General features: G+C 48.9%; 21 protein-coding genes and 1 other RNA gene. 10 read left to right on the top strand and 12 right to left on the bottom strand.

Annotated features, from left to right (window positions below; translation table 11 throughout):
* The first annotated feature begins 11 nt into the window (after positions 1–11).
* The 5 genes from A6301_RS11095 (at position 12) to A6301_RS11115 (ending at position 5,002) form a co-directional block, all read left to right on the top strand.
* The gene (locus tag A6301_RS11095) at positions 12–3,140 is read left to right on the top strand and encodes an efflux RND transporter permease subunit (protein ID WP_205541519.1); all 3,129 of its coding nucleotides are present in this window, start codon (positions 12–14) and stop codon (positions 3,138–3,140) included.
* 230 nt (positions 3,141–3,370) lie between these two features.
* Positions 3,371–3,619 carry a type B 50S ribosomal protein L31 gene (locus tag A6301_RS11100; RefSeq protein ID WP_107168401.1) on the top strand — a complete coding sequence of 83 codons (249 nt, stop codon included), beginning with the start codon at positions 3,371–3,373 and terminating at the stop codon, positions 3,617–3,619.
* A gap of 17 nt (positions 3,620–3,636) precedes the next feature.
* Positions 3,637–3,780 carry a type B 50S ribosomal protein L36 gene (gene ykgO, locus A6301_RS11105; protein ID WP_005976091.1) on the top strand — a complete coding sequence of 48 codons (144 nt, stop codon included), beginning with the start codon at positions 3,637–3,639 and terminating at the stop codon, positions 3,778–3,780.
* A gap of 596 nt (positions 3,781–4,376) precedes the next feature.
* Positions 4,377–4,745, top strand: coding sequence for an Hha toxicity modulator TomB (gene tomB, locus A6301_RS11110; protein ID WP_005976089.1), 369 nt, complete (start codon positions 4,377–4,379; stop codon positions 4,743–4,745).
* A 53-nt stretch (positions 4,746–4,798) separates the two neighbouring features.
* Complete coding sequence (locus A6301_RS11115) at positions 4,799–5,002, top strand: HHA domain-containing protein (protein ID WP_005976087.1); 204 nt, start codon at positions 4,799–4,801, stop codon at positions 5,000–5,002.
* Between the two features lie 667 nt (positions 5,003–5,669).
* Here A6301_RS11115 and ffs read toward each other — a convergent pair.
* Positions 5,670–5,766: signal recognition particle sRNA small type (ffs, locus tag A6301_RS11120), an RNA gene on the bottom strand.
* 174 nt (positions 5,767–5,940) lie between these two features.
* On the opposite strand from ffs, the gene A6301_RS11125 reads away from it, so the two are divergent.
* Positions 5,941–6,261 (top strand): MGMT family protein, encoded by a 321-nt coding sequence (locus A6301_RS11125; protein WP_107168393.1) that lies wholly within the window; start codon positions 5,941–5,943, stop codon positions 6,259–6,261.
* Between the two features lie 19 nt (positions 6,262–6,280).
* Here A6301_RS11125 and A6301_RS11130 read toward each other — a convergent pair whose 3' ends face one another.
* Positions 6,281–6,865: a YbaY family lipoprotein gene (locus A6301_RS11130; RefSeq protein WP_107168394.1), complete on the bottom strand. Its 585-nt coding sequence runs from the start codon at positions 6,863–6,865 to the stop codon at positions 6,281–6,283.
* A 212-nt stretch (positions 6,866–7,077) separates the two neighbouring features.
* Between A6301_RS11130 and tesB the strand changes: the two genes are divergently transcribed.
* The gene (gene tesB, locus A6301_RS11135; protein ID WP_107168395.1) at positions 7,078–7,941 is read left to right on the top strand and encodes an acyl-CoA thioesterase II; all 864 of its coding nucleotides are present in this window, start codon (positions 7,078–7,080) and stop codon (positions 7,939–7,941) included.
* Positions 7,942–8,301: 360 nt separating this feature from the next.
* Here tesB and amtB read toward each other — a convergent pair whose 3' ends face one another.
* The 5 genes from amtB to A6301_RS11160 all read right to left on the bottom strand — a co-directional run bounded on the left by amtB (position 8,302) and on the right by A6301_RS11160 (position 14,402).
* On the bottom strand, positions 8,302–9,588 hold the full coding sequence (gene amtB, locus A6301_RS11140; RefSeq protein WP_165800659.1) for an ammonium transporter AmtB: 1,287 nt from the start codon (positions 9,586–9,588) through the stop codon (positions 8,302–8,304).
* A 39-nt stretch (positions 9,589–9,627) separates the two neighbouring features.
* Positions 9,628–9,966, bottom strand: a complete 339-nt coding sequence (glnK, locus tag A6301_RS11145) for a P-II family nitrogen regulator (RefSeq protein WP_002208627.1) — start codon at positions 9,964–9,966, stop codon at positions 9,628–9,630.
* A 359-nt stretch (positions 9,967–10,325) separates the two neighbouring features.
* Complete coding sequence (locus A6301_RS11150) at positions 10,326–12,101, bottom strand: SmdB family multidrug efflux ABC transporter permease/ATP-binding protein (protein ID WP_234257786.1); 1,776 nt, start codon at positions 12,099–12,101, stop codon at positions 10,326–10,328.
* Entirely contained in the window at positions 12,094–13,863 is a 1,770-nt protein-coding gene (locus A6301_RS11155; RefSeq protein WP_107169962.1) for a SmdA family multidrug ABC transporter permease/ATP-binding protein, read from the bottom strand. Before A6301_RS11155 ends, A6301_RS11150 begins: the two co-directional genes overlap by 8 nt.
* Before the next feature lie 77 nt (positions 13,864–13,940).
* Positions 13,941–14,402 carry an Lrp/AsnC family transcriptional regulator gene (locus A6301_RS11160; protein WP_005976040.1) on the bottom strand — a complete coding sequence of 154 codons (462 nt, stop codon included), beginning with the start codon at positions 14,400–14,402 and terminating at the stop codon, positions 13,941–13,943.
* A 266-nt stretch (positions 14,403–14,668) separates the two neighbouring features.
* Between A6301_RS11160 and A6301_RS11165 the strand changes: the two genes are divergently transcribed.
* The 3 genes from A6301_RS11165 to queC all read left to right on the top strand — a co-directional run bounded on the left by A6301_RS11165 (position 14,669) and on the right by queC (position 17,183).
* Complete coding sequence (locus A6301_RS11165) at positions 14,669–15,115, top strand: hypothetical protein (RefSeq protein ID WP_234257787.1); 447 nt, start codon at positions 14,669–14,671, stop codon at positions 15,113–15,115.
* A 155-nt stretch (positions 15,116–15,270) separates the two neighbouring features.
* Positions 15,271–16,347 (top strand): PLP-dependent cysteine synthase family protein, encoded by a 1,077-nt coding sequence (locus A6301_RS11170; protein WP_255764530.1) that lies wholly within the window; start codon positions 15,271–15,273, stop codon positions 16,345–16,347.
* A gap of 140 nt (positions 16,348–16,487) precedes the next feature.
* Entirely contained in the window at positions 16,488–17,183 is a 696-nt protein-coding gene (queC, locus tag A6301_RS11175; protein WP_234257788.1) for a 7-cyano-7-deazaguanine synthase QueC, read from the top strand.
* A gap of 77 nt (positions 17,184–17,260) precedes the next feature.
* On the opposite strand, the gene A6301_RS11180 is transcribed toward queC, so the two are convergent.
* The 5 genes from A6301_RS11180 to lon all read right to left on the bottom strand — a co-directional run bounded on the left by A6301_RS11180 (position 17,261) and on the right by lon (position 23,418).
* Positions 17,261–17,659 carry a thioesterase family protein gene (locus A6301_RS11180; RefSeq protein WP_234257789.1) on the bottom strand — a complete coding sequence of 133 codons (399 nt, stop codon included), beginning with the start codon at positions 17,657–17,659 and terminating at the stop codon, positions 17,261–17,263.
* 105 nt (positions 17,660–17,764) lie between these two features.
* Complete coding sequence (locus tag A6301_RS11185; RefSeq protein ID WP_234257790.1) at positions 17,765–18,130, bottom strand: helix-hairpin-helix domain-containing protein; 366 nt, start codon at positions 18,128–18,130, stop codon at positions 17,765–17,767.
* Between the two features lie 138 nt (positions 18,131–18,268).
* Positions 18,269–20,149 carry a peptidylprolyl isomerase gene (gene ppiD / locus A6301_RS11190; RefSeq protein WP_205541506.1) on the bottom strand — a complete coding sequence of 627 codons (1,881 nt, stop codon included), beginning with the start codon at positions 20,147–20,149 and terminating at the stop codon, positions 18,269–18,271.
* Positions 20,150–20,566: 417 nt separating this feature from the next.
* On the bottom strand, positions 20,567–20,839 hold the full coding sequence (gene hupB / locus A6301_RS11195; protein ID WP_005976031.1) for a nucleoid-associated protein HU-beta: 273 nt from the start codon (positions 20,837–20,839) through the stop codon (positions 20,567–20,569).
* Between the two features lie 197 nt (positions 20,840–21,036).
* Positions 21,037–23,418, bottom strand: a complete 2,382-nt coding sequence (lon, locus tag A6301_RS11200; RefSeq protein WP_137739367.1) for an endopeptidase La — start codon at positions 23,416–23,418, stop codon at positions 21,037–21,039.
* Positions 23,419–23,442: the final 24 nt, after the last annotated feature.

Below are 23,442 nucleotides of genomic sequence, written 5' to 3' on the forward strand. Positions count from 1 at the left end.
CGGTATAATTCATGGCTAAGTTTTTTATAGATCGACCCATTTTTGCATGGGTACTCGCCATCATGGTGATGCTGACGGGGTTGCTGGCAATTGTTAAATTACCTATTGCCCAGTATCCGACGATCGCACCGCCCGCGATTGACGTAACAGCAACTTATCCAGGGGCCGATGCATCAACGCTGCAAGATTCCGTTACACAGGTTATCGAACAGAATATGAACGGTATCGACAACCTGATGTATATGTCATCAAGCAGTGACTCTTCCGGTACAGTCCAGATTACGCTGACCTTTGAGGCAGGTACCGATCCAGATATCGCGCAGGTTCAGGTGCAGAACAAACTGCAACTGGCCATGCCGCTATTACCGCAGGAAGTACAGCAGCAAGGGGTTAACGTTCAGAAATCAAGTAGTAGCTTCCTCATGGTTGCCGCCTTCATCAGTGAAGACGGTAAAATGTCGCAGGAAGATATCGCTGACTACGTGGCCGCTAACGTTAAAGACCCTATCAGTCGTACATCCGGCGTAGGCGACGCGCAGCTATTTGGTTCCCAGTACGCTATGCGTATCTGGCTAGACCCAAACAAGCTGAATAACTATCAATTGACCGCAGGTGACGTCAGCGCAGCAATCCGAGTTCAAAACAACCAGATCGCCGCAGGGCAATTAGGGGGAGCGCCACCCGTTCCAGGCCAGCAGTTGAATGCCTCGATCATTGCTCAGACTCGCCTGAATTCAGCAGAAGAATTTTCTAAAATACTGCTGAAAGTTAACGCTGATGGTTCTCAGGTTCGCCTTAAAGACGTTGCACGCGTTGAGCTGGGTGCTGAAGGCTACGACGTTATCGCACGTTTCAATGGTAAACCCGCTGCCGGTATTGGTATCAAGTTGGCAACAGGCGCGAACGCGCTGGATACGGCAACGGCAGTAAAAGAGGCACTAACCAAAGCGGAAGAGTTCTTCCCCACAGGTTTGAAAGTCGTTTACCCGTACGATACAACGCCCTTCGTTAAGATCTCCATCAACGAAGTAGTGAAAACACTGGTGGAAGCTATCGTACTGGTCTTCCTGGTGATGTACCTGTTCTTGCAGAACTTCCGTGCCACGCTGATCCCAACAATCGCAGTACCAGTCGTTTTGCTGGGGACATTTGCTATCCTCTCCGCGTTTGGCTATTCCATAAACACCTTGACGATGTTCGCGATGGTTCTCGCTATCGGGCTTCTGGTGGATGACGCCATCGTCGTCGTGGAAAACGTGGAACGTGTCATGGCAGAAGAAGGTCTGCCGCCTAAAGAAGCAACCAAACGATCCATGGAGCAAATCCAAGGGGCGTTGGTCGGTATTGCGCTGGTATTGTCCGCTGTATTCGTCCCGATGGCGTTTACCGGTGGCTCCACAGGGGCAATCTATCGCCAGTTCTCCATCACAATCGTTTCTGCGATGGTGCTGTCAGTTCTGGTTGCGTTGATTTTGACACCAGCCCTTTGTGCGACCCTGCTAAAACCGATCGCCAAAGGCGATCACAGTGAGAAAACCGGCTTCTTCGGCTGGTTCAACAGAGTGTTTGAGAAGAGCACGCATCACTACACCGACAGCGTTGCTAATATTCTGCGTAGTACCGGTCGTTATCTCGTTATCTATCTGTTGATTGTTGTGGGCCTGGCACTCTTGTTCTTACGTTTGCCTACGTCCTTCCTGCCAGATGAAGACCAAGGGGTTCTTCTGAACATTGTTCAGTTGCCTTCAGGTGCGACGCAGGAAAACACCCAAAAAATCATGGACAGAATGACGCAATATTATCTCGAAAATGAGAAAAATAACGTCAAGTCTGTGTTTACGGTCACAGGTTTCGGGTTCTCTGGTCGTGGGCAGAATGCCGGTCTGGCTTTCGCCAGTCTGAATGACTGGAGTGAACGAAGCGGCGCAGAAAATAAAGTTATGGCGATTGCAGGCCGAGCAAACGCAGCCTTTAGCCAGTATAAAGAAGCTATGGTTTTCGCAGTCAACCTTCCTGCGATTATCGAACTGGGTACCGCAACAGGTTTCGACTTCCAGTTAATTGACCAAGCCAACCTTGGGCACGCAAAACTGACGGAAGCACGTAACCAACTGCTAGGCATGGCGGCACAACGCCCTGATACGCTGATACAAGTTCGTCCTAACGGGATGGAAGATACACCGCAGTTCCGTCTCGATATCGATCAGGAAAAAGCACAGGCGCTTGGCGTGTCGCTGTCGGATATCAGTTCAACATTGGCAACCACGCTGGGTGGTTCTTATGTAAATGACTTTATCGATCGCGGTCGCGTGAAGAAAGTGTACGTTCAGGCCGATGCGCCTTTCCGTATGCTGCCAGATGACATCAAAAACTGGTACATCCGCGGTAACAATGGACAAATGGTGCCGTTCTCTGCCTTCACGCAGAGCCACTGGGAATACGGTTCACCGCGTCTGGAACGTTATAACGGCCAGCCATCGATGCAAATCCAAGGTCAAGCCGCGCCAGGTAAGAGTACCGGTGAGGCTATGGCATTGATGGAAAGTTTCGTGGCACAGTTACCGCAAGGTATCGGCTACGAATGGACGGGGATGTCTTATCAGGAACGGTTGTCTGGTAACCAGGCACCTGCAATCTATGCCATTTCATTGATTGTCGTGTTCCTGTGTCTGGCTGCGCTTTATGAAAGCTGGTCAATACCGTTCTCCGTCATGCTGGTTGTTCCATTGGGGATCGTTGGTGCATTGATTGCAGCAAATATGACAGGTCTTGAAAACGACGTTTACTTTAAGGTGGGCCTGCTGACAACCATAGGGCTATCCGCGAAGAACGCCATATTGATTGTCGAATTTGCTAAAGATCTGATGGAAAAAGAAGGGAAAGGACTGATAGAGGCAACGCTGGATGCGGTTCGTATGCGTTTGCGCCCAATCCTGATGACATCGCTGGCCTTTATCCTCGGCGTAATGCCTCTGGTAATCAGTAGCGGTGCAGGCTCCGGTGCACAAAATGCCGTCGGTACTGGCGTAATGGGCGGGATGATTACAGCAACCGTGCTGGCCATCTTCTTCGTCCCTGTGTTCTTTGTTGTGGTTCGTCGTCGCTTCAGTAAGAAAGCAGACGATACAACAGCCCACTAATACTTCGTAACACCCCATATCTACTCTAAAAGGCCGCCTAGCGGCCTTTTTTATCTCTTCTGCCCTATACCCGACTCATACAAGCTAAACGGCACACTGTGCTTTTTTCATCTTATTCGTATCTACAATGATTTAGATAATGCTGCCGCCTCACTGCAACATAATGGTTGATCATGATGATAAAAAAGCGCAACATACAGATATGTTATAACATAACAATAGAGGCAATAATGAAGGCAGGAATTCACCCTGACTATCGTACAGTGGTATTTCACGATACCAGCGCGGATGTCTATTACAGGACAGGGTCAACCATTAAAACCGATCGGACAATCGAGCTTGAGGGCGTCAACTACCCTTACATAACTATTGATGTTTCTTCGGCGTCGCATCCCTATTACACCGGGAAGCAAAAAGAATATTCCAAAGAAGGCAGCACGGCGCGCTTCCAGCAGCGCTTTGGGAACTTCTTCAAGTAATCAGAGAGGGTTATTAAATGCAGGTGCTTAGTTCGCTGCGTTCAGCAAAAAATCGTCACAAAGATTGTATTGTGGTCCGCCGTCGCGGGCGAGTTTACGTTATATGTAAATCCAACCCACGCTTCAAGGCTGTGCAGGGCGGAAAAAAGAAAAAAGGTTAATCTTTCTCTACCACATCCCGATACAGTCTATGCTATGACGTGAGTAAGGCTGTACGGGATGTGTTTTCGTTAAAAAACTTATTAAACAATAAGATAACAATAATCACGATACCGTACTACCGAACAATCTCTTCGCATTTCTTCTACCCTTTCTCATATTTTCAGATAGAAACAATTAAATAAGCTGCCGATGGGTTTATTCTATGCTCATTGTTACAAAAAAATCTGAGGATTAATCAAAATAAATAGCGGTGAAAACCTTACCTATTATCCGCGAATTTCACGAACGCTTTTGCTATAGTCATATATAGAATGACCTAATCGTAACCAACATGGTATAGCTATACTTAAGGTTAAGTCATGATAGGTTGGTATTTACGCCAGCCCTATTTCACGACATAGTAATATGTGAGAGGTTCGAAAATCGCCGTTGTCTCATTCAATGTTGAACGAATCACAATGGCTAAACGCATTGTCTGTAACAACATCAATACGAAACAATGCTAACGTCTTTATCTTGCAGGCTTCATCAGTCTACCTGTTTACCAGGTGTTAACCGCAGTAACACTGAATAACGGCTTAACGGAGGGATTGATATGGATGAGTACACACCAAAACATTATGATATTGCCCAACTCAGATTCTTATGTGAGAATCTGTGTGATGAAAGCATAGCAACGTTAGGCGATAGCAGTCATGGCTGGGTCAATGATCCAACCTCTGCGATCAATCTCCAATTAAATGAGCTTATTGAGCATATCGCTACGTTTATTCTCACATTTAAAATAAAATACCCTAACGAAAGTGAGCTTTCAGAGCAGGTAGAAAAGTATTTAGATGATACTTACGTCTTGTTTAGCAACTATGGTATTAATGATGCTGAACTACGACGCTGGCAGAAGTCTAAAGCAAAATTATTCGGAATGTTCTCAGGGGAGAACGTCTGTACGCCTGCTAAAACTTAAGCAATAATTTATTTATATTTTTTAACCACCAGGTACTGTTTGCATAGGCCATTATGAAAAAAATCGATTATTTGATGCGTTTGCGTAAATGCACAACCATAGACACTCTCGAACGCGTTATTGAAAAAAACAAGTATGAACTCTCCAATGATGAGCTGGAGATGTTCTTTTCTGCAGCCGATCATCGTCTGGCAGAGCTGACGATGAACAAACTCTACGACAAAGTTCCTACCGCAGTATGGCGATACGTCCGTTAATTTCTAACGGCGTGCATACAAAAACTGACATTAAATACACTGTGCCGATAATATTATCGGCCTTTGTTTTTATTATCTTTTTAATACATTAATTAAACGAGACTTGTAACAAATTGTATTTTCCACATAAAAAAATGAAATACTATTTCACCCGATTTATTTCCCTGCCGTTTATCATTTATACCCTAAATAATTCGAGCTTCAGGACCAAACGAACTCATTTTGAATAATGCGGCAAGGAAAGGACAAATTCATCAGGCACGAATTTGACCAGCCAACAGTTGGCCTTCGGTGAGAGACAAGACGTCTATCATTTCATACCGATGGGTTTACTCAGGTAAGTGGTTCGGGTGAATGAATGCCGCCAATGCACAGGTAACTTGAAGTATAACGGCATATAGCAATCGCATTGATATCATCATAAATGGTATATCCCGTGATAAAAACAGGGGTCGTAATAATTGGCGCAATGATTAATCGCGAAGTAAAGAGATCCGAGAATCCGCCAGAAAAAACAGAGTTCAAGCAACGACGCCTGTAGAATCGAGAATGACGGCACAAAGATTATGTATGAGAGTGGGTTTATGGCGGCGAGTCGAGTTTATCGACAGAGAATGAATACCTCGTCGACGATGAAGCATCCATACAAGAACAGAAATGGTGGAGGCCCTGCCAGCTACATCCCGGCACACACGTCTCCTGCTGCGGCTGCTTCCTTCCGGATCTGACCGAGTCCACAGGTTAGTGTTGCGGGAGAACCGACAGGGCCTCCATTGACGACTTTATAACAATGCTACTGCTCGTCACAAAGCGGTGGGCATTATCGGCGATGAGATAAGCAATTGCAAGCTAACACACGCTAACCGTTGTTTTCTTACCCACCCTGCTGTGCCACTATGGCATCCAATCGATTCAGGAGCAGCCAGGAATATGCGCTGATGTCAGAAGAAAACGATAATTTCCGCCAACGCGTTTTTCAAATTGTCGCGGCGATTCCCTATGGAAAAATAGCAACCTATGGCGACATCGCGCAACTTGCCGACTCTCCCAGAGCCTCGAGGCAAGTCGGCGGTGTGTTAAAACGTTTGCCGAAAGACAGTAAACTCCCCTGGCATAGGGTAATCAACCGTAAAGGCGAAATATCACTCGTCGGTGGAGATTACCTACGCCAAAAATCAGCGCTACAAGCGGAAGGCATTATTTTCAATCGCCAGGGTAAGGTTGATCTTGCTAAGTATCGCTGGCAATACGCGCCATAACGGCGCGTATACTGATGAATTACCAGATTGGCTGCGCAGGCACCATAGAGGATGAAGCAGGTTGCCCCTGAAGCATATGAGGGGTTTCATTCGCCGGATTGGATATCATCGATCCCTGATTTTTCGCGGGTAACGGGACTGAAGCAACAGGCACCAATACCAAATCAGCACGGTTCACCCCATTGCTAATAACGGGTAAAACGTTCTCCGTCACCATGACGACGCGATTATCGATCGCAACTGCCGCGCTGAGTAAGATACGCGCGTTGGGCTGAATATCAGCCGGGTTATACGGTAACTCGAATTGGAAAGGTGCCTGCTTTCCTTCTGTACGCGTCACACTCTGAGTAATCACTTTTGAAGGCGCATCCGCCAGCGATGCATCAGACACCGTAACGGTCAAAACCGCGTTATGAGGCAACGCAATACGCTGACGAATATTCACTGTACCCGTTACCGCAGGCATTGCGACAGCCGGGCGCTGTGAGGAAACAGAGGTAACAGGTGCGCCAGTCTGAGGAGAAACGCCATAATCACTTCTCTGTGCACATGCGGCCAGAGTCATCGATAACGTGATACCGCCTAAGATATGCCATAATTTCATTCGGTCAGTCTCCTTTATTATTGTCAGACTACCGGTATCGTAAACCGGCACTCACAAATAGTATGATTCAATAAACATAATAGTGATGGTGCAAAATTCTGATATTTTCCTAAAAACCACACATTCATTATAGTAAAAAGCCACAAATAGATATTTTAAACCTTACAGAACAAACAGATAACTAACCACCCGCATCCATTGAGGCCGATACCATGAGTCAATCACTACAACACCTTCTCGACCTCTTGCATTTAGAGAAACTCGAAGAAGGGCTATTTCGCGGACAAAGCGATGATTTGGGGCTGCGCCAGGTCTTTGGTGGGCAAGTCGTGGGACAGGCGATGTCAGCCGCCAAGCAGACCGTTCCTATCGAGCGCAACATTCACTCTTTTCACAGCTACTTTTTGCTACCCGGCGACAGCCAGAAACCGATTATTTATGACGTTGAAAACCTACGCGATGGCAATAGTTTTAGCGCCCGACGCGTTAGTGCTATCCAAAATGGTCGACCCATTTTTTATATGACGGCCTCTTTTCAAAGCCATGAGGAAGGGTTTGAGCACCAAAATGTGATGCCAGACGTCGCACCGCCAGAAGCACTACAATCCGAACAAGAAATCGCGCAAAGTATGCAGCACCTTCTGCCGCCACGCTTTCGCGATAAATTTATTCAAGCTAGTCCGATTGAGATGCGCCCGGTTAAATTCCACAATCCCCTGAAGGGGGAAGTGGACGAGCCAGTCAGGCACGTTTGGTGTCGTGCCAGTAGCACGCTGCCGGACGATAAGCGTATTCATCAATATCTTCTCGGCTATACGTCTGACTGCAATTTCTTACTCACCGCCTTGCAGCCTCATGGCGTCGGCTTTTTGGAACCGGGTATGCAAGTTGCCACGATCGATCACTCAATGTGGTTCCACCGTGATTTCCGGCTGGATGACTGGCTGCTATACACCGTAGAAAGCACGTCCGCATCCGGCGCTCGTGGCTTCGTGCGCGGGCAATTCTATACCCGAGAAGGCGTGCTGGTTGCATCCAGCATGCAGGAAGGCGTCATGCGTCGCCGCGAGCACTAAATTCACTATACCCGTCATACTTCAAGTTGCATGTGCGTTGGCTGCGTTACTCAGCACACTGGCGTGTACCTCGCCCCGTTGGGGCCGCTGCAAGCAGCGTTCAAACCTGCCTCTGGCAGGTTTGTCAGTCACTCGAATCACTTACCTGAGTAAGCTCATCGGGATGAAATAAGAGACATCCTGTCTCTCACCGAAGGCCAGCCTCTGGCTGGTCAAATTCGTTCCAGACGAATTTGTCCTTCTCTTGCCGCCTGCCTGAAATTCGAATCATTTAGGCTATATAATGTCGTAAATAAAACAGGCGTGGAGTTTCCCCCACGCCTGTTTACTGTCGATCTCACTTACTGGTTATAAGCACAATTACTGGTTGTAAGCGCTCTCGCCATGGCTGTTGACGTCCAGACCTTCGCGCTCTTGCTCTTCAGGTACACGCAGGCCGACAATCATATCCGCCACTTTGAAAGCAACGAATGCCACTACGCCAGACCACACCAGACAAACAATCACGCTGAACAGTTGCACCCAAACCTGATGCGCCATCGTCACGCCTTCTGCATAGCCAGTACCACCCAGCGAAGCCGAAGAGAACACACCTGTCAGGATACAACCAACGATGCCGCACACGCCGTGAACACCGAACACATCACACGGGTCATCCACGCGCAGCCATCTTTTCAGTACTGTTACGCCCCACAGACCGGCAACACCACCAGCCAGACCGATGATCAATGCGCCACCCACACCTACCGTACCTGCCGCTGGGGTAATGGCCACCAGACCCGCGATACAGCCAGAGCACGCACCTAGCAGAGAAGGTTTACCGCGAACCAGCCACTCACCGCCAACCCATGCCAGAATGGCAGCAGCAGTCGCAACAACCGTGTTCAGGAAAGCCAGAGCAGCAATACCGTTCGCAGCGCCCGCAGAACCGGCATTGAAACCAAACCAGCCGATATACAGAATCGCCGTACCGATAAATACCATCGGCAGGTTATGCGGTTTAAACGCTTCTTTACCAAAGCCGGCACGCTTGCCCAGCAGGTAAGCACCAACTAACCCAGCAACCGCAGCGTTGATGTGAACGACCGTACCGCCCGCGAAGTCCAGTGCGCCATCCGCAGCCAGATAACCACCGCCCCACACCATGTGCGTCATTGGCAGATAAGAGAATGTCAGCCACAGTGCAACGAAAATCAGCACCGCAGAGAAACGAATACGCTCAGCAATTGCCCCGACAATCAGCGCAACGGTGATGCAGGCGAAGGAAGCCTGATACGCTACGTGTACAAACTGATAGAAAGTGCCACTGATAGACTCAATCCCAATGCCTTTCAACATAAAGGTGCTGAATCCACCAAAGAATGCGTTACCTTCGCTGAAGGCCAAACTATATCCATAAACAACCCACAGGATACAGACCATTGCGAATGTTACGCTCACCTGCGTCATCATAGACAGAACGTTCTTTGAACGGATCAGGCCGCCATAAAACAGTGCGATGCCCGGTATAGTCATAAAGAGTACCAGCGCGGTACAAATCATAATAAAAGCGTTATCCGCTTTATCAATCGTCGGTGTTGCAGCCATTGCCCAGGTCGGGAGTAATGCCGCCACACCGAGACCTAATGAAGAGAGTAGTTTTTTCATTTTCATCCATCCCTATTTACGTATCTACGCTAGGTGTTGTTAAAGTGCGGCTTCGTCAGTTTCACCCGTACGAATACGGATAACCCTTTGCAGCTCGGCGACAAAAATCTTGCCATCACCAATTTTTCCGGTATACGCGGCTTTGCTGATGACGTCGATGACTTCGTCCAGTTGATCGTCTGCAATCGCGATATCAATTTTTACCTTGGGCAAAAAGTTAACGCTGTATTCAGCACCACGGTATAGCTCCGCATGCCCTTTCTGACGACCAAATCCTTTCACCTCAGTGACAGTAAGCCCCTGAATGCCGACAGAAGATAACGCTTCACGTACATCTTCCAGCTTGAATGGTTTTATCACCACAGTAACCAGTTTCATTTATCTTCCCCCTAGCCATTACGTTCAGGCTTTCGCCCGCCACTTGTTCGATTACGCGCTCTATGAAGTCGGTCTACGCAATGATTAAAGCAAACGGTGTGCCATAAATGATTTATCTGGCATAAATCAGGAAAGATAACGTGATTAAAGATGGGAAAGGGTAAAAATCAAATTCACTAGGAAAGAAAGATGGAAAGATACGGGCAAAAAACGCACCGAATTAGTGCATCGAGAGTGTTTTCAGTGCAGAGCGAGCAAAAAGCTGAATCATGATGCTTGCTGATGGTGCGAAGACATGAGCTGACTGTCGTTCTGCACCACTCGACGCGGTGCAGAACGTGGAATGACAGATAATGGTGCTATGCGGTACAAGGCTCGGTACTGGTGCTAGCAAGATCCTCTCCGGCCAGTTGCAACTGATACATTTGATAATAGCGCCCCTGCTGTTGCAGCAGTTGCTCATGTGTTCCCCGTTCGACGGTTTGTCCGTGATGGAGCACCATGATCGTATCTGCCTCAACGATGGTGGAAAGCCGATGTGCAATGATAATTAAGGTTGTCTGTTCCCTAATAATTCGCAGCGCCTTTTGTACCGCTTGCTCCGTACCCGAATCAATATTCGCCGTCGCTTCATCAAGAATCAGGATTTTAGGCGTTTGCACCAGCACCCTTGCAATCGCTAACAGCTGTTTTTGTCCAGTAGACAGGTTATTCCCCTGCTCACCAATGCGCGTATGTAACCCTTCAGGGAGATCACGAACCAATTCAGCGAGCTGCACCACTTCCAGCACCCGCCAAACGGCCTCTTCACTGATATCACGCCCCAGAGTTACATTCACAAACATGGACTCCGCCAGCACTACCGGGTCCTGTTGCACCATTGCCACATTTTGGCGCAAAACTCCATGGGATAACGTCGATAGCGGCCGACCATCAAGCCGAATCTCCCCCTCCCCCGCAGCGTAATACCCCATGAGTAAGCTGGCTAATGTACTTTTTCCACTACCGGTATGCCCTACTAAAGCGACAAAGCCGCGATCGGGTATCGTCAGAGAAATATTCTGTAGCACTCGTTTTTCTGTGCCATATGAGAAAGAGACATCGTTAATATCAACGCGTCCAGACACCAGAGGACGATCGTCATTTCCGTAGCGCTGCTTTGTGCCATCCATCAACTCAAAGATACGCTCACCGGCAACAACCGCCTGCTGCAACATCGATTGCTGAGTCGTCAGTTCAATTAGCGGTTCATTCAACCGGCCAAGGTAGTTGATAAAGGCATACAAGACCCCAACACCAACCGATCCCATCGAGCTAAAACCGAATTGGATCAACAACCCACACAGTACCATCGCAGCAAATAAGCTGAGCAGAGGCCGCAGCAGGAAACCTTCCAGACGCAAGGCCTTCATACGTGCTTCGTAATGCGCATGGCTGGCTACGCCTAGCTTCTTCCCAAAGCGTGCCTGCTGGCGGAATTGCTGAATGACACCCATGCCATTAATGACTTCGTTGAAACCGTCATTAATGTCCGCCAGATAGCTTCTCACTTTGCGTACAATCGGCGTACTAAAGCGGTGGTAGAGTGCCATAACCGCCGCTACTGCGGGGAAAATCATCAGCGCAACAAGCGCCATCTGCCAGTTCAGACTGAACATCGCTACCAGCATCGCACCAACCAGTGCCGCACTGCGTAATACTGTTGACACCACCATGACGTACAAATCTTTCACGACTTCTGTGTCATTGGTGACGCGTGAAATCAACTGCCCGACAGGTTGCGTATCAAATGTGCTAAGCGGCTGGCGCAATGCAGCATCCATGACATCAATACGCAGTTGCTGCACGACACCCACTGCTACCCGATTAAACAATAACGTCTGAAAATAGTGCAGTGAAGCCGCCAAAATTTGCAGCAGGATATAGGCCATTGCCAAGCCAGCCGCAATCGCCACCGGGAATTGGCCTTTAGCCACCAGATTATCAATGAAATAGCTCACCAATATAGGACCAGAAACTTCAGCGATAGCAGCAACCCACAGCATCAGGACACCGAACATCAGCGGTTTTCGCCAAGGGGAACCATAGGCCAGCAAACGTTTCAGGGTTGGCCAAAACTGTTGGGGGCTATTCATTTTTCGATCCTTCCAACTGCGGCACATCATCCAGCGCCGCCTCCAGCTGTTGATAACGATACATATCCCGATACCAGCCAGGTTCTGCCGCCAGCGCTCGGTGCGTGCCACGCTGCACGGTTTGCCCCTGTTGCAGCACCACAATTTCATTCGCCTCGGTTAGGGCCGACAGGCGGTGTGCACTGATGATCAGCGTCCGTTTTTCGCCCCATGTTTTGAGATTCTGCAAAATCTGGTGCTCCGTTCGCCCATCAACCGCAGACAGCGCATCGTCCAGCACCAAAATTTCAGCATCCAGTAGTAGCGCTCGTGCAATCGCGATTCGCTGTTTTTGACCGCCAGAGAGCATCACGCCGCGTTCGCCAACTTCTGTCAGGTAACCCTGAGGCAAACGCAAAATATCATCATGCACACTCGCAAGCCGTGCCGCATGTTCAATCTCCTGCTGCGTGGCATTCGGGCGACCCAGTGCAATATTTTGTGCCACCGAATCCGAGAACAAAAAAGGCATTTGTCCGACAACGGCAAAACGGCTCCTGAGCTCATCCAAGCGAATGGCATTCAATGGACGCTCGTGATAACGAATCTCTCCCGATTGGCTATCGAAATTACGCAAGATCAGGGCTAGCAGCGTACTTTTTCCCGAACCTGTCGGCCCGCATAGCCCCAACATATTGCCCGGAGCCAAGGTAAATTGAATATTTTTTAAAGCATCGCGGGTATTATCAGGATAGCGAAACGCGGAGATATTCACTGCCAACACGCCCCGATCGGCAGGCAATGACTCCTCACCGTCTTTCACCACAGCGTCTTCCGCGAGTAGCTGTCGAATACGGCCATATGCCGCACTACCGCGCTCAACAATATTAAACATCCAGGCCAGCGCCAGCATCGGCCATATCATCAATCCCAGATACATGACAAAACTGGTCAACAAGCCTAATGTCAGCGAACCATTGATCACCATCCAACTGCCGCCGCCAATCGCCAGCAAATTCGACAGCCCGACGGCAATATAAATCGTGGGATCGAAGCGGGCATCGACTCGGGCAACGTGCATATTTTTAGCGCCAGCATCCGCGGCAACCTGCGCGAAACGTGCAGATTGATAGTTTTCCAATCCAAAGGCTTTAATCATCCGAATACTGGTCAAACTTTCCTGCGCCTGATCGTTAAGCGAAGAAAATGCCGCCTGTGCGGATTTAAAACGGTTATGCAGTTGGGTGCCATAACGTTTGATGAAAAGTGCCATGATGGGCATCGGGAGCAGCGCCAGCAAAGTGAGCTCCCAACTAATCTGCGTACACATGACCACCAGCACAGCACAGCCCATCACCATCGAATCAACCAGTGTCAACACGCCTTCGCCGGCAGCAAATACCACGCGATCGACATCGTTAGTCGCGCGCGCCATGAGATCGCCAGTACGGTGGCGTTGATAAAATGCAGGATGCTGGCGGCTTAACTGGCGGTAAAAATCTTCTCGTAACTCGACCGCCAACTGGTATGAGGCCCCAAACAGGAATACACGCCACACATAGCGCAGCAGATAGACCATGACGGCGGTCAGTAGCATCACGCCAATCCACTGCATCATTTCGGCCATCGACATGCCGCGTTGCGTCACACCATCGACAATCACGCCAACCAGTTTTGGAGGGAGTAATTGCAGAATAGCAATCGCAATGAGTAGTGCGACAGCGCCCAGATAGCGACGCCATTCGCGGCGAAAATACCAACTTAGTTGAGCAAACAGTCTCACGCGGTTTTCGTTCCAATAGTCAGACGGGTCATGACAGACTCAGAAAAATGATTATTAAAAGACGGATGAACGATAGATCACAGGGATAAGGGCAATGCCGTGGTATGTTTGATTCGTTCCATAGCAAAGCTAGATGTTACATCGACTAGCCCGGGAATGCCATTCACTAACCGCTTATAGAAATCATCATAGCTTTTCATATCAGCGACCTGAACCTGCATCAGGTAATCGTATTCGCCAGCCATACGATAGAAAGCCAGTACCTCCGGCATATCGGACACCACGCGAGTAAAGGTCTGATACCAGTCCCGATTGTGCTGTTGCGTCTTTAATAAGACAAACGCCGTCAACCCTAAACCCAAACGTTCATTATCTAGTAGTGCCACTCGCGCTCTGATTATCCCCTCTTCTTCCAAACGCTTTAGACGTTTCCAGCACGGTGTGGATGTCAAATTGACCGCATCGGCCAGCGTCTGTAGCGAGAGCGTGCAATCCTGTTGCAGCATATTCAGCAATGTGCGATCAATTTTATCCAACATAAGGCCACTCCATAGAAAACTTTTCTCTACTTTCCGCCATTGGGAGAGAAAAGCAATGTTCTTTCCGCCCCAAATTGGCTTCAACACTCGCTGACAACATCAGAAAACCACATCACCATTCGATAATGAAAAAACATAACGAACTGTATAATATGGGAATTCATTACCTTTTACAGAGAGTGATACGATAAACAGGCTGGTTGAGTTCTACGATTTGTGGCGATATCGACCAACAGCGTATTTTATGCCAATCAGGAGTGGCGAAAATGATGACAACAGATAAAAAGAGTAAATTCAGCACGATTGGGATGGTGCTTGGTGCATTGGCACTGCTTATTGCCGTTTCCTACTTTTGGGCAGGGCCATCGACGCCCGACGTCACCATTGAAGAACAAATCGCAGAGAAAATTGTTTCTATCCGAGACACAACCCTAAACAGGCTGATGGGGAAAGCCCCCCCGACACAACAACCTGAGTCATCCTTTAATGAACGACGACTCGTTATTGCTGCAACATCAGCATTAGGCTGTCTCGCGATTATTTTCGCTATTTTCGGCTTCTCTCGCCGTGAATCTGCCAGACCTTGCATCAGCGCGGCAATGCTCGGCATCGCAGTAATCGCATTCCCTTTCATTATTAGTGCCATCAATATGGCATTTACTTTAATGGCTCTCGTAGTAATAGCCGCTGCGATTGCTATGATTTTTGGGTAACGATGCCATCGTATTTTAATAGAAAAATAAACCCCAAAAATAAATTTAAGGAGTTAATTTTTCTATAAAATTGGTCATGAAGAGATAAAAAGATAATTTTTTTATCCTGAAAACTCGTTAATCTATTCACATAGTTATCTAACCGAGTTTTCATCATGACCAATACCTGGGTTAAAAATGCCATCAGCGCCATCGAAGCAGATTTTCAGCGTTCGGCGGATACGCATCTTATCCGTCTGACTCTGCCGGATTATCCCGGTATCTATTTTTACCTCAAAGATGAAAGCACACACCCCAGCGGCAGCTTGAAGCATCGTCTGGCTCGCTCTTTGTTTCTCTACGGGCTGTGCAACGGTTGGATTAAAGAAGACACGCCAATTATCGAAGCGTCATCTGGTAGCACAGCGGTATCAGAAGCGTATTTTGCACGCTTGCTCGGCCTACCGTTTATCGCCGTCATGCCCTCCTGCACAGCAAAAAGAAAAATTGAGCAAATCGCTTTCTATGGTGGACGTTGCCATTTTGTTGAACAGGCGGGGCAAATTTATGCGGCATCTGAACAGTTAGCGCAAGAGATGAACGGCCATTATATGGATCAGTTCACCTATGCAGAACGCGCCACTGACTGGCGTGGCAATAACAATATCGCTGACAGCATTTACCGCCAAATGGCACGCGAACCGCATCCCGTGCCGGACTACATCGTGATGAGTGCAGGAACTGGCGGCACATCGGCAACGCTCGGACGCTACATTCGTTATCAGGGATTGGATACGCAATTGGTCGTTGTCGATCCAGAAAACTCCGTCTTCTACGACTGCTACCAGCAGCGGGATCGTTCCATCACAGGTCCGTGCGGTAGCCGGATAGAAGGTATCGGCCGCCCGCGAGCCGAGCCTTCTTTCATTCCAGGCGTTATTGATAGCATGATTAAAGTACCGGACGCTGCCAGCATCGCAACACTGTACTGGCTGGAAAGCGTATTAGGCCGCAAAGCGGGAGCCTCTACCGGCACCAACGTCTGGGGTATGCTGCAACTGGCGAAAAAGATGGCTAGCCGTGGTCAAAAAGGCGCGATTGTGACCTTGCTATGCGACAGCGGAGAACGCTATTTGGATACCTACTACAACAGCAGTTGGGTAGAAAAAAATATCGGCGACATTAGCCCGTACCTTGATGCGCTAAACACCCCAGAGATATCTCATCTACTGTCTGAATCCAGCCCGGCGTGAGATCTGTGTATTCGGCGCGCAGCCACAGCGCTGAATACAGGCCATTTTTCAGGTAACCTGGTTTCAGGTAACATAGCGACTTTGTACCGCAGTGCATTACAAACGTATTGCGGTTAACGTCGCGTTAAGGTGAATGAAGAATGAAGCGTGCGGTTGTCGTTTTTAGCGGTGGACAAGATTCCACAACTTGCCTGATCCAAGCTCTGCAACATTATGATGATGTCCACTGCATCACCTTCGATTATGGTCAACGCCACCGCGCTGAAATTGATGTCGCTCGGGAACTCAGCCTGAAACTGGGTGCAACGGCACATAAGGTTCTGGACGTGGGCTTACTGAATGAACTCGCCACCAGCAGCCTGACGCGCGACAGCATCCCGGTTCCTGATTACGATGCCAATGCGCAAGGCATCCCCAACACCTTCGTTCCAGGAAGAAACATTCTCTTCCTGACACTCGCCTCCATCTACGCCTACCAGGTTGGTGCCGAAGCCGTCATTACTGGCGTGTGTGAGACCGATTTTTCCGGCTACCCAGACTGTCGCGACGAATTCGTCAAGTCATTGAATCAGGCCATCGTTTTAGGTATTGCTCGCGATATCCGTTTTGAAACGCCGCTGATGTGGCTCAATAAGGCTGAGACTTGGGCACTGGCTGATTATTACCAGCAGCTCGATACCGTACGTTATCACACGTTAACCTGCTATAACGGCATCAAGGGCGATGGATGTGGCCAGTGCACCGCCTGCCATTTACGCGCAAACGGGCTCACACAATACCAAAACGATTCTGCGGCAGTCATGGCATCACTGAAGCAAAAAGCAGGGCTACGCTGATACCTCACAACACAGAGACATCACGCAACGCCAAAAAACAGCAGGCCACGTCGTACAACCGTGGCCTGTTGCTTCAATTAACGGCAAATCTCGTTTAGGTGTTCCAGCAGTTCTCCCTCCAGCGGCAGTGCTTTTTGCGTCAATAAATCGATGCAGACAAACGTTAGCGTGGCATCGGCCACGTCGCTTTCATCAGACACTCGGGTTATCTTCTGGCTGATCACGCCACTTTTCGTATTCATCTGTAGTAGCTCGCTATCAATACGCAGCACGTCACCGAGAACGGCAGGCTTGCGATAGTTGATATTGATGTTCACCACGACGAAAGCAATATTGTTGCTATGCATCCAACCAAAAGCAGGCAACGTTTCCAGCCACTGCCAACGCGCCTCTTCCAGAAACTCCAAATAGCGCGCGTTATTAACGTGCTGATAAACATCAATGTGATAACCACGAACGGTAATGAAAGTCTGCATAGACGTAATACTCCTGTGACAAAACCAATAACTGGTATGACCTGATAATTAGCCTAGCAGAGGTTCACAGCCCAGAGAAGACGCTCGACTGGGCTGCGACTGATATCACAATTTTAAACGAGAGAGATTACGTTCAACTAATGCAGCCCCAATGCCTGGGACCTCAGTTAATTGATCGATCTGGGTAAAAGGACCATTTTGTTCACGATAGCTAACGATCGCCTCCGCCTTTTTAAGACCGACACCGTTCATGATTTCAGCTAACTCAGCCGCCCCCGTCGTGTTAATGCTTACCTTATCCTCATCACCATCAGGAAGCGTTGCTTTTTCCGCTTTCTGATCTGCTGGCGCAGACTTCACCACCGTCGCCGTACTGTCAGCGACTTTAGGTGCTGCCTGCCCCAGTAATGGCAGCCCAGACAAACTCATACCAATTATCAAGCACAGTGCTTTTATTCCTGATTTTTTCATGCTGTTTCCTCCATGTGTGTGACAGCACGGCTACCTTGCCGCAGACCTATCAACACCGCAAACAGCAGAATTTAAATGTGGAAAAGGCCGCGAAAGCGGCCTTTGGTTGTTGCAACGATTTGCAAATTTTTGCGGAGCTTATTGCTGTTCCTGCGCCGCATTGCCCATCTTGATTTTTGCTTCGCTACGCAAGCTGGACAACAGAGAATCGAACAGCGCGCCCAGAGAACCTTGCTGAACCTGGCTGGCAAACTGTGTTTTCTGCTCTTCATTTAGCTGATGTGGCGTCACGCTATCCAGCGCAGCTAACACAACGTTCCCGGCCTGATCCTGAGTAATCGCATAAGAAGGTTTATCTTTCTCTGGATGCGGCATAGCAAAAATGGTCTCGGCCGTTGCATCGCCCTGAGAGATAGATGACAGCGTTTTTGCCTCACCAAAGCTCAATCCAGCAGCTTTAAGTGCATCGTCCTTACCTTGCTTCAGTTCAGCCAGAATTTTTTCAGCGTCTACGCGAGCCTGCTGTTCAGCTTTCTGACGTTTCAGCGTCTCTACGATCTCGGTGCGAACCTGATCCAGAGGGCGAGTACTTTCGGGCTTGTGCTCAGTGATGCGCAGAACGAAAGCACGGTCGCCGTCAACGTTAATCACATCGGAGTTGTTGCCCGCAGTACCATTTTCCCCCAGCAGTGCACCGCTAAAGATAGCCTGCGTTACTGGCTGGAAGTTCAACGCGGCGGGAACCTGCTCACGCGTAAACCAATCGGTCTGCGTTGCTTTCACACCGGCAGCTTCTTCTGCTGAAGCCAGAGATTCGTTGTCATTGCTAGCCGCTTCGCTGACTTTTTGTTGCAACGCATAGTAGCCATCCTGCGCTTTATCATGCTTCACTTTCTCAGCAATTTCAGCACGCACTTCGCTCAGCGGCTTGACCTGCTGCGGCTGAACATCATCCAAACGCACGATAAGATAGCCAACAGAGGATTTAATCGCTGCGGAAACCTGACCTTTCTCCGTCAGTTTTGCCTGCTTAAGCTCATCAATCATGCTGCTTTCGTCCATCCACCCCAGATCGCCACCGTTACGACGTGAGATGATGTCAGTTGATTTCTCTTTAGCCAGCGTAGCGAAATCACCACCTTGCTTCAGCGCATCCAAAACAGACGTGGCGTCGGCCTCATTCTTCACCTGAATGACGCTGAATTTCTTGCGTTCAGGTTGGGAATAGTCGTTCTTGTTCTGTTCGTAGAAATCATTGATGGCTTTATCATCCACTTTCACACTGTCCATGATGCTTGCAGCATCCAGTGCGATATAGCTGACCTTGAATTCTTCTGGTGCGATGAAACGCCCTTTGTTTTGATCGTAATAGCTCAGGACTTCATCATCAGCCACCGCTTGAGCTTTCGCCTTGGCAGCGACATCAATGGTTGCCACACGAACAACGCGATCTTGTGCAGCCAGTTTCACCAGATTATCAATCTCCTGCGGCAGCAGGAATGCTGTATTGCCAAAGCCACGAATCAACTGTTGTGAAGTCAATTGCTTACGCAGCATCTGAGCATACATATCCGGCGTTACGCCAAGGCGACGAACCTGATCCAGATATTTTTCGTTATCAAAACGGTTGTTTGTCTGAAACGCGGGAACGTCAAAGATTGCCTGTCTGATTTGCTCATCACTGATGTTCAGTCCTAGCTTGTTGGCATACTGATCCAGCAAGGTTTCATCAATGAGTTGGGAGAGTGCCTGCTTACGCAATTGCTGCATGTAGCCGTCATTACTCGCCAGGATAGAGAAATTCTCACCCAAGGTTTCCTGCTGACGACTACGTTCGTTTTGTACCGCTTGCTCAAGCTGTCCACGGGTAATTTCCTGCCCGTTCACCTTTGCAGCGTAATCTCCTGAACCACCAATAAGATAATCACCAACGCCAGTTAAAACGAATGATGCGATGATCAAAGCAAGAATAATTTTGAGCACGACGTTATTCGCGGCCGTACGTAAATTGTCCATCATAATGTGACAACACTCCGCTGTAGAATGAATAAAACTCCCTGCGCTGGCCGGAGCCATGCATCCTTGCTATAAGCCCAATACAAGGCTAGGGCGCACTTACATACTTCAAACTGCATGTGCATTAGCTGCGTTACTCGGTACACATCCGTGTACCTCGCCGCGCAGGAGCCGCTGCAAACAGCGTTCAAATCTGCTTCTGGCAGATTTACCAGCCGCCTGAATCACTTACCGGAGTAAGCTCATCGGAACTCCCTCTTTTGCCGCCTTCACGCAACTCGAATTATTTAGGGTATGGTTCTATATAAATAAAAGGCACATCACAAAATGATGCGCCTCGTATCTTACCTTACCAATATCATTGCGTCAGGTATTGTTTGGCACCCAAAGTGGTTATCAGCCAAACCTGTGACGTAATAATCAGTTAACGGCGTCTTTCAGCGTTTTACCAGCACGGAATCCTGGTACTTTTGCCGCAGGGATACTGATTTCCTTACCAGTTTGCGGGTTACGGCCGGTACGAGCAGCACGTTCACGTACGGAGAAAGTACCAAAGCCAACCAAAGCAACATCATCCCCTTCTTTCAGGGATTCGGTAACGGAACCAATAATTGCATCTAACACACGCCCTGCTGCCGCTTTGGAAATATCAGCATCTGCGGCAATTTTGTCGATCAATTGTGACTTGTTCACTCTGTCATCCCCTCTGGAATTCTCTTATCGCGCTTCGATGTCCCAAGACGCGACACGTAACTTATTATCAATTCTGTCATGCTTAGCCAGTTACGGCTAAAACTAACAGTGCTCTAACTTAGCGGTACAAAAAAAAGCTGGCAAGCACGATTTCACTCACCAGCCCTGATTTTCTCAAGGGTTTTTGCGACAGGTCACTATTTTGCCTTGGCCTTGGTTCTGGCTTTAGGGGTCGAGACCACTTGGATGCCAGAAGGCGCATTCAGCAACGCTAACGCCAACACTTCCTCAATACGTTTCACCGGATGAATCTCCAGATCGGCAATCACGTTCTGCGGAATATCTTCCAGATCGCGTTTGTTATCATCTGGGATCAATACCGTCTTGATTCCACCGCGGTGTGCAGCCAGCAATTTCTCTTTCAGACCACCGATCGGCAACACCAGACCACGCAGAGTAATCTCACCCGTCATTGCCACGTCAGCACGTACCGGGTTCCCTGTCAGACAAGAAACCAACGCAGTACACATAGCAATACCCGCACTTGGCCCATCTTTCGGCGTCGCACCTTCAGGAACGTGAACGTGAATATCACGTTTCTCATAAAAATCAGCGTTGATGCCTAATTTTTCCGCACGGGCACGAACCACGGTAAGCGCAGCCTGAATCGACTCCTGCATTACCTCACCCAACGATCCAGTATAGGTCAGCTTGCCCTTGCCAGGGACACAGGCGGTTTCAATCGTCAACAGATCGCCGCCCACTTCTGTCCAAGCCAGGCCAGTCACCTGCCCTACGCGGTTTTCATCGTCCGCACGCCCATAGTCAAAGCGCTGTACCCCAAGGAAATCCTTAAGGTTATCGCCCGAAATCTGGATGTGTTTAGTTGATTTATCCATCAGCAGCGTTTTCACTGCTTTGCGGCACAGTTTGGAGATTTCACGCTCCAGACTACGCACGCCAGCTTCACGTGTGTAATAACGGATAATACCAACAATCGCACTGTCTTCTACCGACAACTCGCCATTTTTCAGTGCATTACGCTCAATTTGTTTCGGCAGTAAATGCTGTTTGGCGATATTCAGTTTTTCATCTTCGGTATAGCCGGAAAGACGAATAACTTCCATACGGTCAAGCAACGGTGCTGGGATGTTCATGGAGTTAGACGTGGCAACAAACATCACATCGGACAGATCGTAATCGACTTCCAGATAGTGATCGTTAAACGCGACGTTCTGCTCAGGATCGAGCACTTCCAGCAGGGCCGAGGCCGGATCGCCACGCATGTCGGAAGACATCTTGTCGATCTCATCCAACAGAAACAGCGGGTTTTTTACACCGACTTTCGCCATCTTCTGGATCAGTTTGCCCGGCATTGAACCGATATAGGTACGACGGTGCCCACGGATTTCCGCTTCGTCACGCACGCCACCCAACGCCATACGCACATACTGACGCCCGGTCGCTTTAGCAATAGACTGACCAAGCGACGTTTTACCCACGCCAGGAGGCCCTACAAGGCAGAGAATTGGACCTCTGATTTTGCTGACGCGACTCTGTACTGCGAGATATTCAAGAATACGTTCTTTGACGCGATCCAGACCATAATGATCGGTATCCAGCATTTCCTGCGCTTTCAGCAAATCTTTCTTCACTTTGCTGCGCGCATTCCATGGCACCTGCACCATCCAGTCGATATAGCTACGCACCACTGTCGCTTCCGCAGACATTGGCGACATCATCTTCAGCTTTTGCAATTCAGCTTCGGCTTTTTCACGCGCGTCTTTCGGCATTTTTGCCGCTTCAATCTTACGCTTTAACGCTTCGTGTTCATCCGGTGCGTCGTCCATCTCGCCCAGCTCTTTCTGAATGGCTTTCATTTGCTCATTCAGATAGTACTCCCGCTGGCTTTTTTCCATTTGCTTCTTAACACGACCGCGGATTCGTTTTTCTACCTGCAACAGGTCGATTTCAGATTCCATCATCGCCATCAGGTACTCCAAACGTTCAGTAATATCGAACATTTCAAGTACAGACTGTTTATCAGCCAATTTCAGTGGCATGTGCGCAGCAATGGTATCGGCTAGACGCGCAGCATCATCAATGCTGTTCAGCGATGTCAGCACTTCCGGCGGGATCTTCTTATTCAGTTTGATATATCCCTCAAACTGATTGATCGCCGTACGCATAAGAACTTCCTGCTCGCGCTCGTCAATCGCCGGGGAATCAAGATATTCGGCGTGTGCCGCGAAGTGCTCACCGCTATCAGAGAGCGTGGTAATACGCGCACGCTGTAACCCCTCGACCAGTACTTTTACCGTACCGTCAGGCAGTTTCAGCATTTGAAGAATTGAGGCTACCGTCCCTACCGAGAAAAGATCGTTAATACTTGGCTCATCCGTTGAAGCTTCTTTCTGTGCCACCAGCATGATCTTCTTGTCATGATCCATTGCGGCTTCAAGGCACCGAATCGATTTCTCCCGACCAACAAACAACGGAATGACCATGTGCGGATAAACCACCACATCGCGCAAGGGCAATACGGGGATTTCTATGCGTTCGGAACGCTCAGGGTTCATAGAGCTCTCTCTTAGTTTCGTTTC

This window comes from Pectobacterium sp. IFB5596 (assembly GCF_021432585.1).
GTDB lineage: Bacteria > Pseudomonadota > Gammaproteobacteria > Enterobacterales > Enterobacteriaceae > Pectobacterium > Pectobacterium punjabense.

What these genes read in the sequence shown, in the direction of transcription:
- A6301_RS11095 (WP_205541519.1), top strand. Translation starts at nt 12, where the DNA reads ATGGCTAAGTTTTTTATAGATCGACCCATTTTTGCATGGGTACTCGCC.
- A6301_RS11100 (WP_107168401.1), top strand. Translation starts at nt 3,371, where the DNA reads ATGAAGGCAGGAATTCACCCTGACTATCGTACAGTGGTATTTCACGAT.
- ykgO (WP_005976091.1), top strand. Translation starts at nt 3,637, where the DNA reads ATGCAGGTGCTTAGTTCGCTGCGTTCAGCAAAAAATCGTCACAAAGAT.
- tomB (WP_005976089.1), top strand. Translation starts at nt 4,377, where the DNA reads ATGGATGAGTACACACCAAAACATTATGATATTGCCCAACTCAGATTC.
- A6301_RS11115 (WP_005976087.1), top strand. Translation starts at nt 4,799, where the DNA reads ATGAAAAAAATCGATTATTTGATGCGTTTGCGTAAATGCACAACCATA.
- A6301_RS11125 (WP_107168393.1), top strand. Translation starts at nt 5,941, where the DNA reads ATGTCAGAAGAAAACGATAATTTCCGCCAACGCGTTTTTCAAATTGTC.
- A6301_RS11130 (WP_107168394.1), bottom strand. Translation starts at nt 6,865, where the DNA reads ATGAAATTATGGCATATCTTAGGCGGTATCACGTTATCGATGACTCTG.
- tesB (WP_107168395.1), top strand. Translation starts at nt 7,078, where the DNA reads ATGAGTCAATCACTACAACACCTTCTCGACCTCTTGCATTTAGAGAAA.
- amtB (WP_165800659.1), bottom strand. Translation starts at nt 9,588, where the DNA reads ATGAAAAAACTACTCTCTTCATTAGGTCTCGGTGTGGCGGCATTACTC.
- glnK (WP_002208627.1), bottom strand. Translation starts at nt 9,966, where the DNA reads ATGAAACTGGTTACTGTGGTGATAAAACCATTCAAGCTGGAAGATGTA.
- A6301_RS11150 (WP_234257786.1), bottom strand. Translation starts at nt 12,101, where the DNA reads ATGAATAGCCCCCAACAGTTTTGGCCAACCCTGAAACGTTTGCTGGCC.
- A6301_RS11160 (WP_005976040.1), bottom strand. Translation starts at nt 14,402, where the DNA reads ATGTTGGATAAAATTGATCGCACATTGCTGAATATGCTGCAACAGGAT.
- A6301_RS11165 (WP_234257787.1), top strand. Translation starts at nt 14,669, where the DNA reads ATGATGACAACAGATAAAAAGAGTAAATTCAGCACGATTGGGATGGTG.
- A6301_RS11170 (WP_255764530.1), top strand. Translation starts at nt 15,271, where the DNA reads ATGACCAATACCTGGGTTAAAAATGCCATCAGCGCCATCGAAGCAGAT.
- queC (WP_234257788.1), top strand. Translation starts at nt 16,488, where the DNA reads ATGAAGCGTGCGGTTGTCGTTTTTAGCGGTGGACAAGATTCCACAACT.
- A6301_RS11180 (WP_234257789.1), bottom strand. Translation starts at nt 17,659, where the DNA reads ATGCAGACTTTCATTACCGTTCGTGGTTATCACATTGATGTTTATCAG.
- A6301_RS11185 (WP_234257790.1), bottom strand. Translation starts at nt 18,130, where the DNA reads ATGAAAAAATCAGGAATAAAAGCACTGTGCTTGATAATTGGTATGAGT.
- ppiD (WP_205541506.1), bottom strand. Translation starts at nt 20,149, where the DNA reads ATGATGGACAATTTACGTACGGCCGCGAATAACGTCGTGCTCAAAATT.
- lon (WP_137739367.1), bottom strand. Translation starts at nt 23,418, where the DNA reads ATGAACCCTGAGCGTTCCGAACGCATAGAAATCCCCGTATTGCCCTTG.